The following is a 12,833-nucleotide window of genomic DNA, read 5'->3' as shown; positions in this document are numbered from 1 at the left end:
AATGGGCTCAATCGGAAGTCAATCGATTGAACACATTCCTAAGATCGAGACTATCGCGTTTGGCCAAGAAGACATTGACGCCGTCATATGGGTCATCTTTATTGCCGAAGATCAAGTCAAGGCAGATGCCCTCACGATATGGTTCACCACGGTTAGATAAGGCGATGCGCAAATACCCTCCTTCATCACCGGGAACGGTCACCCCAAAGCGGCCATCAGTTTCATTGTCTGAAGGAAGAGTTTGGCTTAAGGACTTTTGAATCCGGTGAATGTCATCATGACTTAAAGATACCCATTTGCTTGACTGACCGTCTCCTCGAACTTCGAGAAAAGCGCTAGTTGGTTTTTGCGCGGAGAAGTCACACAACACTTGCACTGAGCCTTCATCCTCACCTTTAAAAATGAAGCTCTTTCTTCCGGTCTCGATTTTCATTGTGATCTATGGCTCTGAATGCATTTTGATACGCTGGTCAACTTATTCCGGGGCTTTATGGGGTCCATTTTCCATCCACCAGTCCTCCGCGGCCATAAGGAAAGGTGCCCATTTAATGTATTTTTCCCGGCTCCTCGGATCTTGGAAGAACTGCTTGAAATCGCCCGGCCGATAGGCGGAGATATTGAATAGCTCCGTCGCAGGCACGGAAATGCTGCAGGGGATCAATTTGCGATAATCTGTTCTGCTGTTTCGGTTCCAGCTGAACTGTGCCTTTTTGCTTCGCGGCTTCCACTCTTCCACGCGTGCAATCTTGTCCGGGCCCGGATTGTCATAGGGTCTGAAGAACCTGAACTCGCGATAACGTTCTCCCTCTGAAAGTCGGAAATCAAGGTTGCGACGCCTCATTTCTTTTTCCGCTTCCTTCTTCAGCCAGAACTGTTCCTGACCAATAACAACCGATCCCACTCCAATCTCGGCATTACATTTGGCAATGTAGCTTTTGAAATCAGGCTCATCACCAAATGTCAGCACGTGGTTGGCGTCATAGACCAATTCAATTGCGTTCGCGAAACTCTCCGGCTTCCAGCTGTGCACAGGCAAATGTGGATGCAGCGCCTCTGATCGATCAAAAAGCCCCTGGATCACAGTCGCAATGCGATTGTAGTGAGTGATCTCCCGGCTTCTTGCCGCAACGGCTTCATCATAATAGATGTTGGTGTGGTCAACCGGCGTCCATTCTTTCGCATTAAAGGCCATATCTCGATAGGGATTTTGCAAGTTCCATTGATGCTTGGTGCCCCCTGGATTGCTCAGTTTCCATTCATCGTATGGATTATCTCTGATCCAAGCCTCGTAGATGGCGTGTTGCTCAACTCGGTGCTCAAATTCTCGAACCGGCATGAATTTGTCGACACGATCGCCAAACATCTTAACCATCATGGGTTCCAGAGGGTTGACAGCGTCACGGTCTGGAAAAATCATGTGCCCGAAATCAATTTCTGTCGAAACACGCCACACCTGATCACCATTCCGAATATAGAGATACGTGAATTTATCGGCCATTTTCAGGGAAAGGTTATTGAAAAGGTCCCCGATTGAGCCATCCCATTCTCTCTCCGCGTCGTGTCGACGGACACGCATGGCCACAACGGTTCTCGGGAACGGGAGGATGCGATCACGGTTTTCCGGTTCGGAGATCCACGCATCGAATTCATGGATTTCTTCGAAAGTCATTCCGCCAGCCTGATAATTCGCCAGGCACTCTTCATCCATATAGCAACGTCTTTGCATTACGTGCAGCTTATCGTTGATCGTGGCGGGTTCCCCGTCACAGCATTTGACCGCGTCCTCGGCAAAGCCGGCATACAATCCGATGTTAAAGACGCGGTCTTCAATCTGAGTGACGAAGCTTTTCATTTCGCCGATTTGCGACTGCATCGAGAGGGATGAGGCACCAAGCCATCCCGCGAGCTCCAGATTCACCTTTTTGATCTCTTTGAACAAAGTCGGAATGGTGGTGTCTTTGCTCTCAATCAAGGCGTTCTTGTAGCTCTGCAAGTCGCTTTGTGCTGACATAGTGGACAGGGCCAGATCCGTTCCTGCCGCCTCTCTGGTGGCGACTGACAGCATCCCCCGCGGGTTAAGACCAAGCCTGCTCGAAAGACTGTTCAGTTCTTCGATCAATTTCATTGATTTTTGAGTGAAGTGATCAACTTTCTCAGCGATATATGCCTTGGCTTCCGCGTCAGAGATCAGCACAAGCTTTGACCAAACATCATCGAAATGAATTCGTGTGGAATTCCAACCCCACTCAAATTTCGGGGCTTCCACTTTTACAAAATTTGACCCGATATGCACGACGCACCCGAACCACTGATGCGGCTCTTCGTCATAGGTTTGCGTCTCCTTAACCCAATTGCGTTTGACACCGTTCACCAATACCCATTGGCCTAGATGAATGGGTGCCTCAGCTTCATTTCTTTCCAGACTTTCTTGATGCGGGCTGGGTGAAGCATCAAGCGATAGACCCGGACTGTTTTCGATCGTCGCTGGGGATTTGGGAGACATTCTGCACGCTCCTGACGGGAAGTGGTCGATTTGTTTTGGGCGGGTTTACGGCTACTGGCGGAGTAACTGCCAACGCTGAAGGCATTCTTCCGCTTCCGCTGCGCTTCGCGCGACAGCGTATGGGACGCCTATCATTTCGCACCATGCTTGAAAGTCGCTTTGATTGGCCGTCTGCTTGCCTGTACTGGATTTCATTTCAATGCAAAATGAACCGCTTTCAGCAAGGAATACATAGTCAGCGGCGCCAGCCACCATTCCCATCGCCTTGCCAATGGCATATCTGATCTTGGCGAGATTGCTTTGCTTCTTATCGCTTGCGCCTGCCAGTTCATTTGGTATGTGTGTCCAGACCGCTCTAAGCTCTCCTGTAATGCTTAGTTGGCGCAGTCTATTGGCAAATGCGACACATTCCCTTTCTTCCGGTCCCAGTCGCAGTTTTCCGGTGCCTGTCCGCTCGGTCAGCAAACGAATGAGTGTGCCAGTTCTATTCGCACCAATCATTTATTGCGCTGCCTTTCGGGCAATAACATTTTTAAGATTGGTCATGTCGATGAAGTCATCGGCCTGCTTCCGAAGTTCGTCGGAAACATGCGGATCTTTGGCCTGTGTCGATACAATGGACACCCGCAGCCCGTAGATCATTTGCAGATCGTGAACCAGCCGGGTGAAATCACTGTCGCCGCTGAACAGAATTACCCGATCGATGTGGCTCGCGATTAGAACCGCATCCAGGGCAAGTTCAATGCTCGGTTTTCCCCGTTGCTGGGGTTTTAGCTGCTTTGTAACCAGCGTGTACCCATTGAAAGACAATAAATCCATCAACGGTCGGAGCGGATTATTGGGCTGATCCGATCTGGGATTTTCAGGCTGGATTGCCGTGTAATAGAACATGCGACGCAGGTCACAGCTATCCTTGAGCACTTTGCGCAACTTGACGAAGTCGATGTCATATCCAAGGCTTTTAGCGCTTTGGTGTGTGTTTGTGCCATCAATGAAAACGGCTACCCGTTCACTCTTACTTACATCAAATACCGACATCCCTGCTCCTTGAGAGAGGTGAATTACAATGATTTATATAACACTGTGTTATATATGGCATAGTGTTATATTTTATAGGCGAGAGCGTCAACCCCCAGAATGATGATTTCGACAATTATGTTGTTCTGGGTACATCGTGGGGACCGCTTTGCAGATGTGCCGTTTAATCACGCGATGACGCGACCAACTATTGTGGCATGCGCTACTTGCCACTGGATTTCCTGTGTCTTTGTGGAGGATTTGACCGAATGGAATATGGTTGCCCAAGTCAACAATGCTGAGATCGTGGACGGCATTTGATGCTGGCAGATTGCCGTCATTTAAAGGGGCGGTTTCATGTTTAATTGATTGTCGCGGCTTGCCTTCATGTTCAGACGAACGCTGCTGGCCTCGATAGAGTGCATTTGCACTAATATCGATCACATTGCGTAACAGACTGCCCGCAAAGTCTATGTTTGGTCCAAAAAGGCTGTAAGGTCGCATAAGCACACCCTTCTCTCACAATCTCCTGTGAAGAAAGGTAACGCTTATTTCTGTTACCTATTTTTTGTCTTTGGAATATCGGGCGCGCAGGGCTGAGTTCAGTGTCTCAATTCTTTCTTCGCCATCAGGTAGAGTGTCCAACCAGTCTTCCAGTACCTTGCGGAAGGCATCAGCCGGCATCGTTTCGTGCAGAGACTTGATCAAAGTTACCAACTGGAACATGGGCCCCTTTGCCATCTTCAGTGACCGACTAATCGTGCCCTGCTGTCCGGTCGCTCCCAAAATAATTGCCAGCTCGGACTGAAGCAATTTTTTGGTTAGGTTGAATTCAATTTTACCGCTCAACACGATCTCCGAATGGCTGCGATTTCGATGCGGCAGCATTTTACCATCGGCCGATGCAAAATTGCATGACTTTGTTTTCCCATCAAAATCCTGTCGTTTTGCTGCAGGAAACAGGTCAAATCGGCCTTTCTGCTACTACATTTCAAATGAAGCAGCGTCGACCTTTGCTTGTGCCTTTTCGAGCTTGACCCGCGCCTGACTTCTTCTGAAATCTTCAAGCGAAGCCATTCTTGTAGGCATTGGAACGTTTCGATGCAGTCTTGTTTGCTCTGAAATCACCGTCGTTGCCTTGTCCAATCTACCCGAGATCACATCCCGAGCAGAGCCGATTACCATATTGACCCGATCTCTAATGGACGGGCTATCCTTCTCTCCCAGCCAGCTGAGCATAGCTTGGGTATAGTGCGGCATCCCCTCAACAATAGTCCGTACCTCTCTATGGTCTATTTGGCCTTTAATCGCGAGGGCCATTTCGCAAACCCTGGCATTTCTTTTCGCAACGTCGTGACCAGATCCGCGCATAAGTTCGTTGCGGGCCATGTCTACGTCAAGTAGAGCGACCTCGCGCTCGATGTGCTGCAGAGAATATTGCAGGGCCGCTGTCGCCCGCGCGCTTACCTGTTCGGATTGCGCGTGTTCGATGATGAAGCGATTGGAAGTGCACAAATCGATGATCAGATTGGGGACTCGTTCCTGCAAGATCTTCTGCTGCAGTGGATCTGTTGAGCTGCTTCCGTAACCAAGGGAAAGAAGTACGCCTTTTTTACTCCCTTCCGACCCTGAGCCGTTTTGGTCGGTGAGGTCTCTCACTAACTTGGCGTCGGGAAGATCAATGTTGGCTGCCGCGGCAAAATCCTCGTCTATTCTGACAAAGGTCTCATGGCTGAGAATTTCAATTGCCAGCAATGCCCGACCGGTCATCCGATCGACAATTAGTGCATCCCACCCCTCGCCTTTTGTAACGCAGCTATAGCACGGGGCTGAAAGTACATCTTCAATCGCGGATGCAAATTTATCGAGATTCTTGATTTGGGTTGTCAGTTCCTGAATGCGAGCCGTTTCAGTATTGGCTTCAACTTCCGGCAGATTTTTAACGGCCTCGCTTTGTGCAGAAACCTTCGCCCTGGTGGCAAAGAGTTTGGCGCCTAAAAATGAACTAAAGCGGTTTGTTGATTCTTCACCGTTGCCCTTAATATGAACAGCCCACTGTGAACGGTCAGAAGCAGTCGCGCGCAAACCTTCGAACATAATACTTTCAGGAGCATCATTGAGATCGATTGCACTTGCGTCGTTCAATTCGTGACGAAATTCTTCGACCGCTAGGTTGTGATCCACCTTTTGAATTTCGATGGAAATCAACTTCCCGGCTTCTACGTTAGGTTCAAGTGTGAAAAAATTGATGGGTGCTGCCTGTTTGGCCGTAAAGGATTCAATCTGGTCCGGATAGATGGTCCGAAGATTGATTCCATCGATCTCCGTCGTCACGAAACCAAGATGATCGCACCGGTTCGCGGGTGGATCCAGATGAAGCGAAGTGGCTTTTTCCCGCGTCCTGCTTGTTTGCTGCTCAAAAGACGGCGGCCGGACGGAAATTCCAGTTGAAGAAGCTGCAAATGCAAATTCGCTCGCGAAATCAGGGGCATCTCCGAAAAATACAGTCCCGTTCAAGGGTTCTGTTGGAGATGGTTCGTTTATTTCCGTATCAGCCGTTGCATCGCGAGCTGTTGCATCTTGTGGACCATCGAGAAGATAAGAAGCCTCTTCATCAGCCACTTTCTTGAACCGCTGAAATCCAACTGCCATCGGTCGCTCCAATTCTTCATTCCGAAAATTGATCTGCAACCAGATTAAAAGAACTTGCCGTTACCTGATTTTATTTCAAGACGGTGTCCCACGCTTGTCGAACCATGTTTGACAGAAGCGGCGGAAGTGCTTTCCGGGATTGTTAGGTGTGATATCATTATCGCCTACCCACTGCCGCCATTGCGATTCAAGAAAATGCGGGTCCCATCCTGGTGCGACCTCCCTTGCGTCATCAATTGCTCCGATCGGAAGGGCCCCGCCCCATGGAGCGTTGTCATCGCCATCGGCGTCTACATCGAGCGGAGGGATAGTGCCTTTGTTGACAAAGATCACCAAGTCTTGGTCTCGATCATATTCAACGTGATAGTCCGGCAAATGATCAGTTTTGGTGATCTCTTTGACTTTTTGCCGGAACTGCACGATCGGACTTGCTGAACCACACTTTTTAAGCAGGTTTTCAAGTTTGATTTTCCATGTTGTCTGGCGGCCGCAATGTTTCCGCGCAACCTCATAAATTCTGCGCTCCAAAGGCTTTCGCAGGCGGAAATAATCGCGATGAAGAGTTAGCACCTCCCTGTCGCGAATTGCGTTGAATACCCAATCTGACAATGTGACTTCGCAACTGATCATCCGCCCATCTTTTCCGTTTATTCGTTTTATGGAGGAAGATTCGATCAGTCCGAATGTGTCGGTCTGAACTTTGTTGCCAGTTTTAATGTTGGTCGTGATTGTGGTTCCGCGAATTCTCTCCAGGGCGTCGGAAAGTGCCTTGTAGTCCTTACCACCTGTGCCCCTATTGGTGAATTGAAGTAGATCACGGGTATTAAGGCGAATGCGCTTGGATGCGCGCTCCCCATTCTTCATCTTTGCGATAACCTGAGAGACGCAGTAGATAAGGATGTCTTTGTCATAGATGGTTGCCAAGCCACGAACACTCGGCGTGACGCGAAGCCATTGTCCGTTGTGCTCATACGTTCGCACAGTTCGCTCGGGCTTTTTAGACAGCGAATAGAACGGATGCTCCATATTGGGCATCAGATCCTTGATAACCGCGTCAGCAACATCACAGATGAAAAGATCGTACTGCGGGTGTCGCTCAGGCAACAGGGCGTCTAGTGGAGAGACATCAATAACGTCCGACGCATCGTCGCTATCGTCACTGCCATCAAAGACGATGACCTCTTGATATCCAGTTTGGCCGCTTTGTTCACTCAAGCGTAAATCCGCCTGTTCCCGAGATTTAAGATCATCCAGTCTTTCACGATCAGACTAAGAGTCAAGCTTCGGGGGATTAGTTATGTTTTTAAAGGGTTTCGGGGGATCAGATATTTCCAAGGCTCGGCCTATGTGCCTACGACTCGCAAACGCTGAAAGCTATCTCTTTAGAATATCGGGAAAATCTTGCGGGGGATCAGATATTCTGCGGGGTTTCAGTTATTTTGGCCCGGGATTTCAGGGTATAAAACTGTAGATGCTGAGCTGATCAGGCTGAGATATCCGTTTTGGGACAATTTGCCTCTGATTTTCTGCTCGACAACAGAGTGGACGGCCTGATTATCTAATTCTGCACCCTGCAAATTGACGGCTCTCCCTGACAAACAGGGTTCAAGACGTATTCGGGGGAACAGTTATGTTGCGGGGGATTGGTTATCTTTCGGGGGATTGGTTATCATGCGGGGGATCAGTTATCTTTCTCGTGATGGAAAGGCCGATCTGCCAGAAAAGCCGACATTTGCGCCTACCTGCAGACACCAATCCAAGGCGTTCGCTGATCCAAAACATGCATCGCATGGCTCGATCTCTGGGTATGATCATTGCTCCACGTACCCAAACACAGCGTTCGGGGGAACAGTTATCAATCGCTGCCAATGCGGGGGATCAGTTATCTGAAGTGCAGCTGGACGGAACTGTTTCATGTATTTCCAAGGGTATTGCGGCCTTCTGCCCCCCGTCCTCGACATCCTCAATTCGCCCATCGCTTATGGAATGCCTGATAGCCTTAGTGTTGGAGGCAACAGAAACGGCCTCTGATCATCCCAAGAATAGTGTCTGTGGATAACTTTTGATGGAGATTCGGGGGATTAGTTACAATGCTGCGGGGGATCAGATATTTTGATTCGGGGTTTCAGATATTTTTTGTCCAATAATGACATCCATTTCCGCCCCAAAACCGCCGAGTCATCAAAAAGGCCAGACATCCCGTAACACTAACAATAACACGGCTATTAACACCCACTGAAAAATCAACCTGTGGATAAGAATTACCACCTCCACAGCATCGTTCGGGGTTTCAGGAATAACAATGCGGGGGAACAGTTATATCTGTGCGGGGTATCAGTTATTTTGAACCGCTTATTTTATAGTTTAAGCCACTGTTATATCACATATTTTTGCAAGTAGTGAAACCTCCTTAACCCTCTATTATAACCCGTCAATAACACCCCAGTGCTCACTGGAGCACAAACCAAACATCGAACATGAGGAAAGGCGCTGCAAATTTGCTTGTCAAAGGTGTGATGTCGTTGCAGGCATTCACGACAAATTTCAGAAAGGCGAGGGTTCGTTATCGATCGCAGTTAGATCCTGCTCTGCTGCAAGTTTCGTAAGCACGGCAATCCCATCACGGATCGCAATGGCAATCTTTGGAGCATTCTCCTCAAGTCGAGCGAGGCCTGTACCGATCCCTGCTGCAGGAATGACAATTCTTCCACCCCGCTTGACATGTGACAATAGCCTGCCCCAGTCTTTGGCCGAATGTTCTCGCCATGTTTCAAAGTCATGGTCGGTAAAGAATGCTTCCGGTTCCATTGAGGGAAGCCGTTTTGTTGGGATGCCGACAGCGTTTGGCTCACCTCGCATTTCCCGAGCCTGGCCGCCCAAGCCTCTACGAATAAGATTGTCGCCGAACACAAAAAGAGTGTCACTGTTGTCTCGCAACATCTGGCGGGTAATTTTTGCTTCATAGGAGATCATTTTTGCGCACCTTCATTGTGTTCTGAGCCCAACTCCAGTCTAGATAGAATATCTGATACCCCGAATTTTTTATGAGCATTGCTCCAAATCAGATATCTCAAGATCCAAACCGAAGTGTTCCACCAGCGATGTAATGTGCTGACAGTTCCGAGCCTATCCATCGACGTTTAAGCAGTTCCGCGGCATAGCAAGTGGCCAAAGAGCCGGCCATCGGATCATAGACAAGGTCGCCTGGTTCAGTGGTGAGACGAATAAACCGGTCCGGTAGTGCGAGCGGGGAAATGGCCGGGTGCGGTCTGATGTCATGCTCCTTGCATGCCCGTCGATAAGCGCTATGGGGTCCTTCGTGAGCTTGCACCTGGAGCACTGACGGGATCGAAGTGCCGTTCGATGTCAAAAAGCCTTTTCCAGCGACTGACCCACCGGGGCGACGGCCGAGGCCCTTGCCACTCTCAAGAGCGTTTTTCCGGAATCTGGTTGTGTGAGGTGACTCAGCTTCGCGAACGTTGTCGTTGTTTGACTTGAAATCTTCAGACTTCGCGAACCAAAGCAAATGCTCGACCGAATTCTTAAGTCGCTTCTTCTTGACTGAAACCCATTGCACGGGCCCCGGCAGCTTGGCGGGATTGTGCCAGAAGTGTTCGTCGACCAAGTGCAGACCAAGTCGATCAATCAAATCGATCTCAAAACGAGCAACATACGGGTCTTTGAAAGGCTTACCAGCCACGGAAATCGAACCAATGTTCACGACCAGGCTTCCGGTATCTGCGAGAAGACCTGACCATTGCTCCGCCAAATCACCCATCCATTTGAGCCAATCTGAGCTGTTCAGGTTCCCATACTCTTTGGGTTGAAGTAGCGGATAAGGCGGGCTCGTGTAGACCAGATCGATGCTGCCGGGTTCAATTACTGCAGCCGCCTGCTCGGCAGTTCCCCATAGAACTTGCCCCAGCTCGGTCTCCCAGATCGTGAAAACGATACCAGTTTGATTTCGGCAGAGTTTATCTTCAGCCGCAGCAGTCAGTTCCCAAACACCTCGCGATGAAGACTGCAACAAGCCGCTTTCAACAGCATGGTGGCGGGCCCATCTGACCCTATGGTGGAACTTGGAAACTGTCGTGTTTCCCCCGCCTCGCACTGTCATTTCGAGTGCGGCCGGCGTTAAAGACAGTTTCTCTTCAATCGCTGCGTATGCATCCTGTGCGTGGATGCGGCCGCCTGCCTCATTGCAAACTTCCAATAAAGGTAGAACCAGCTGATTATGTGAAGGAAGCCTTCCGGACATCTATGATTTTCCTGCTGCTCTTCGTTTAGAAACGATGACTATGACGGCCCGCATCCGGACTTTTCAAAGGCGCCGGGTGGCAATAGCCATGCGTCGGCAGAGCCTATAATTGGGAGATAATAGTCTGATCGAGTGGCTTGCAATAAAGCCTCCCGATCATTGATTTCGATAGGCCTTGTGCTGTTCGCGAGTTCAACGACATTTTTCCTGCTGCGGCTAATCGTGGTGCCGAAGAGAGTTTCGTAGTTGGCGATGGGATCAATGCTGCTTGGGAAATAATGGTTCAAGGTTGCCCAGATCACTGAGGAGTTGAAAACGCACTTCTTGCAAGATGATCGCCCCCAGCCAAGCCGGTAGGGGATTGGAGAAATGACTCCATGCCGTTTGAGCGCATCCCAAACCCTATCTTCTTCCCAATGCAAGACTGGACGCCATGAGTCTACATGTCGGGCTTTCCGCCCGGAACGACGATCACAGGCATGCGGTTCAAGTTGATTGTAATGGGCTCGGTTCGCGCTTTCTTCACGTCTTTCACCAGTAATGAAGAGAACCCTTTTACCGTTAAATCGGGTTTGATTATTGAGTGCTCGACGACCGACATCAATTTTCAATGCCGAACTGCACCAACGCGTCTGGAGATTGGCCGACACTTGCGGAAATTTGCGGCGGGTGCCGGGCTTTGCGCGCTCGGTGTCCCGATCCAGTTTGATCAGGCCATCAGGTGTTTCAACCCAGTGCGGCCGGCTGTGAGAGTTTTCTTTGAGCATTTCTCCTTCGAAACCGCCTTCAAGCCACGAGAAGTAAATTGGTAATCCATATGTCATTGCCAACTGGCGATTATAGTCGGCCATGAATGGCCAATCCATCAGGGTTGATCCTTCCCGGCCGTCTACGTCGTGGTGCCAAAGCTCCACTTTGCCCAGGTCAGTTCCCATATCAATCAGATGGAGAAGGCAGGCAATTGAGTCCTTTCCCCCGGACATGCAAAGGATGATATGATCGTATTGGCTGACGTCGATTTCCTCGGCAGAAAAGAAGGAGCTTCCCTCAGTCACCGTTGAGGCCGGAATGTCCTCGAAGCCTGCGCGGGCTGCGGATGATTGGAATGTCATGGCATCTCATCCGTCGGTCGAGATGAACGTATCGTTGAGGCGATAACAGGCCGCACCAACTTCGTCCGAAATAAAGGAATAAAACAAACCCTCATATCGGAAGCCTGTGAGCCTTGAATTGTTGATCTCCATTGTTCCTTCTTGTGCTCCTGGCTTCGATCGGTAAAGCATCGCCACTCCATATGTCGCGTGCCGAACAGGCACTTCGTCCATTTCAGTTTTATATTTGATGGCAGACGGTTTAGGTTTCGCGATGTAAGTCATGGTTGATCCTCGTTGAGTTAATTCATGGGTAAACTGGGGTTGAGCGATGATTGGTTCATGTATCGGGTCATTTCCTTGGCGACCCAAATTCCGACGGGGACGGACACTCCATTGCCAATCTGGCGATAGGCTTCTGTATCTGACACCGGAAACTGGACCCAGTCAGGCACGCCCTGAAGGCGTGCATATTCCCTGACTGTGTAAGGTCGGACACCGAGCGGGTACGACTTGTCGACAATCAGTCGAGTTGACTTGTCCTTGGCGTAATGAGCAACTGCAGCCGGCGCGATATCGTCATTGGCAGGATCGGAAATAATTGGAAGATCCCTGTATTTGCCATTCAGTCGGGCCAAAACTGATCCAGGTACCGTTACGCGCGCGCCTTCTTCAAAAACTTCGCTTAAGCGCATTCTGCGAAATCCTTCAGGCGCTCGAACATTGAATGGGCGCCTGGTTCCAATGATGATCAGCCGATTGCGACGCTGCGGCAGCCACATGTCTGATCGGACTGGACAGAACACTTGCACGTAGTATTGCTTCAGCCGTGTCATTGCTTCCATGACGACCGGAAACACGCGCATGCCAACGACGTTCTCCACAACATAAAATTCGGGAGCTCCGATAGCGATAAATCGAAGGGCGTGGGCGAACAGATCATCACCTGTGCGGACGCCATGAATATCGCCAATTGTTGAGTACCGGTTACAGGGATAGGTGAAAATCATTCCGTGGCACTGGCTGTTATCCTCAACAGTCGTCTGCGTTACATCACAGTGCTCTATGTGATCTCCAAGGTTTGCTCGATAAGTCTCGCAAGCTTTTTGGTCGAGTTCGAATGCCTTGTTGATCTGAAGTCCCCCTTCGATGAGTCCAATGTCAAACAGGCCTGCGCCTGAGAAGAAAGAATTCACCGTGATGATCATTCGCTGTTACCCGGATGTGATATTTTGATACAAAAACATTTACATGAAGTAAAATAATGGATCAATACAAAAAATCAACTTGAGGTAAAACTTTCGATAAGGCA

The 12,833-nt window shown here is 49.6% G+C and carries 12 protein-coding genes; all 12 read right to left on the bottom strand.

What is annotated here, in order from left to right:
* Positions 1 to 7 precede the first annotated feature (7 nt).
* Positions 8 to 433, bottom strand: a complete 426-nt coding sequence (locus tag TH3_RS22970; protein WP_007091053.1) for a hypothetical protein — start codon at positions 431 to 433, stop codon at positions 8 to 10.
* A gap of 42 nt (positions 434 to 475) precedes the next feature.
* Positions 476 to 2,503: a hypothetical protein gene (locus TH3_RS22070; protein WP_007091052.1), complete on the bottom strand. Its 2,028-nt coding sequence runs from the start codon at positions 2,501 to 2,503 to the stop codon at positions 476 to 478.
* Positions 2,504 to 2,554: 51 nt separating this feature from the next.
* Positions 2,555 to 3,004, bottom strand: coding sequence for a hypothetical protein (locus TH3_RS22065; RefSeq protein ID WP_007091051.1), 450 nt, complete (start codon positions 3,002 to 3,004; stop codon positions 2,555 to 2,557).
* Positions 3,005 to 3,541 carry a LabA-like NYN domain-containing protein gene (locus TH3_RS22060; RefSeq protein ID WP_007091050.1) on the bottom strand — a complete coding sequence of 179 codons (537 nt, stop codon included), beginning with the start codon at positions 3,539 to 3,541 and terminating at the stop codon, positions 3,005 to 3,007.
* 540 nt (positions 3,542 to 4,081) lie between these two features.
* The gene (locus TH3_RS22050) at positions 4,082 to 4,369 is read right to left on the bottom strand and encodes a hypothetical protein (protein WP_007091048.1); all 288 of its coding nucleotides are present in this window, start codon (positions 4,367 to 4,369) and stop codon (positions 4,082 to 4,084) included.
* A 135-nt stretch (positions 4,370 to 4,504) separates the two neighbouring features.
* On the bottom strand, positions 4,505 to 6,172 hold the full coding sequence (locus TH3_RS22045) for a hypothetical protein (RefSeq protein WP_007091047.1): 1,668 nt from the start codon (positions 6,170 to 6,172) through the stop codon (positions 4,505 to 4,507).
* Positions 6,173 to 6,247: 75 nt separating this feature from the next.
* Positions 6,248 to 7,387, bottom strand: a complete 1,140-nt coding sequence (locus TH3_RS22040) for a replication initiator protein A (protein WP_007091046.1) — start codon at positions 7,385 to 7,387, stop codon at positions 6,248 to 6,250.
* 1,329 nt (positions 7,388 to 8,716) lie between these two features.
* On the bottom strand, positions 8,717 to 9,145 hold the full coding sequence (locus tag TH3_RS22035; RefSeq protein ID WP_007091045.1) for a DUF7831 domain-containing protein: 429 nt from the start codon (positions 9,143 to 9,145) through the stop codon (positions 8,717 to 8,719).
* Between the two features lie 97 nt (positions 9,146 to 9,242).
* Positions 9,243 to 10,430 (bottom strand): site-specific DNA-methyltransferase, encoded by a 1,188-nt coding sequence (locus tag TH3_RS22560; RefSeq protein WP_007091044.1) that lies wholly within the window; start codon positions 10,428 to 10,430, stop codon positions 9,243 to 9,245.
* Between the two features lie 38 nt (positions 10,431 to 10,468).
* Positions 10,469 to 11,542, bottom strand: a complete 1,074-nt coding sequence (locus TH3_RS22025) for a phosphoadenosine phosphosulfate reductase domain-containing protein (RefSeq protein ID WP_007091043.1) — start codon at positions 11,540 to 11,542, stop codon at positions 10,469 to 10,471.
* A 6-nt stretch (positions 11,543 to 11,548) separates the two neighbouring features.
* The gene (locus TH3_RS22020) at positions 11,549 to 11,806 is read right to left on the bottom strand and encodes a hypothetical protein (protein WP_007091042.1); all 258 of its coding nucleotides are present in this window, start codon (positions 11,804 to 11,806) and stop codon (positions 11,549 to 11,551) included.
* 17 nt (positions 11,807 to 11,823) lie between these two features.
* A complete protein-coding gene (locus tag TH3_RS22015; RefSeq protein ID WP_007091041.1) occupies positions 11,824 to 12,729 on the bottom strand; it encodes a DNA cytosine methyltransferase in 906 nt (301 codons plus the stop codon).
* Positions 12,730 to 12,833: the final 104 nt, after the last annotated feature.

This window comes from Thalassospira xiamenensis M-5 = DSM 17429 (assembly GCF_000300235.2).
In the GTDB taxonomy this organism is placed as follows: domain Bacteria; phylum Pseudomonadota; class Alphaproteobacteria; order Rhodospirillales; family Thalassospiraceae; genus Thalassospira; species Thalassospira xiamenensis.
Note: the sequence above shows the minus strand (reverse complement) of the source record. Positions and strands in the feature narration are given on the sequence as shown.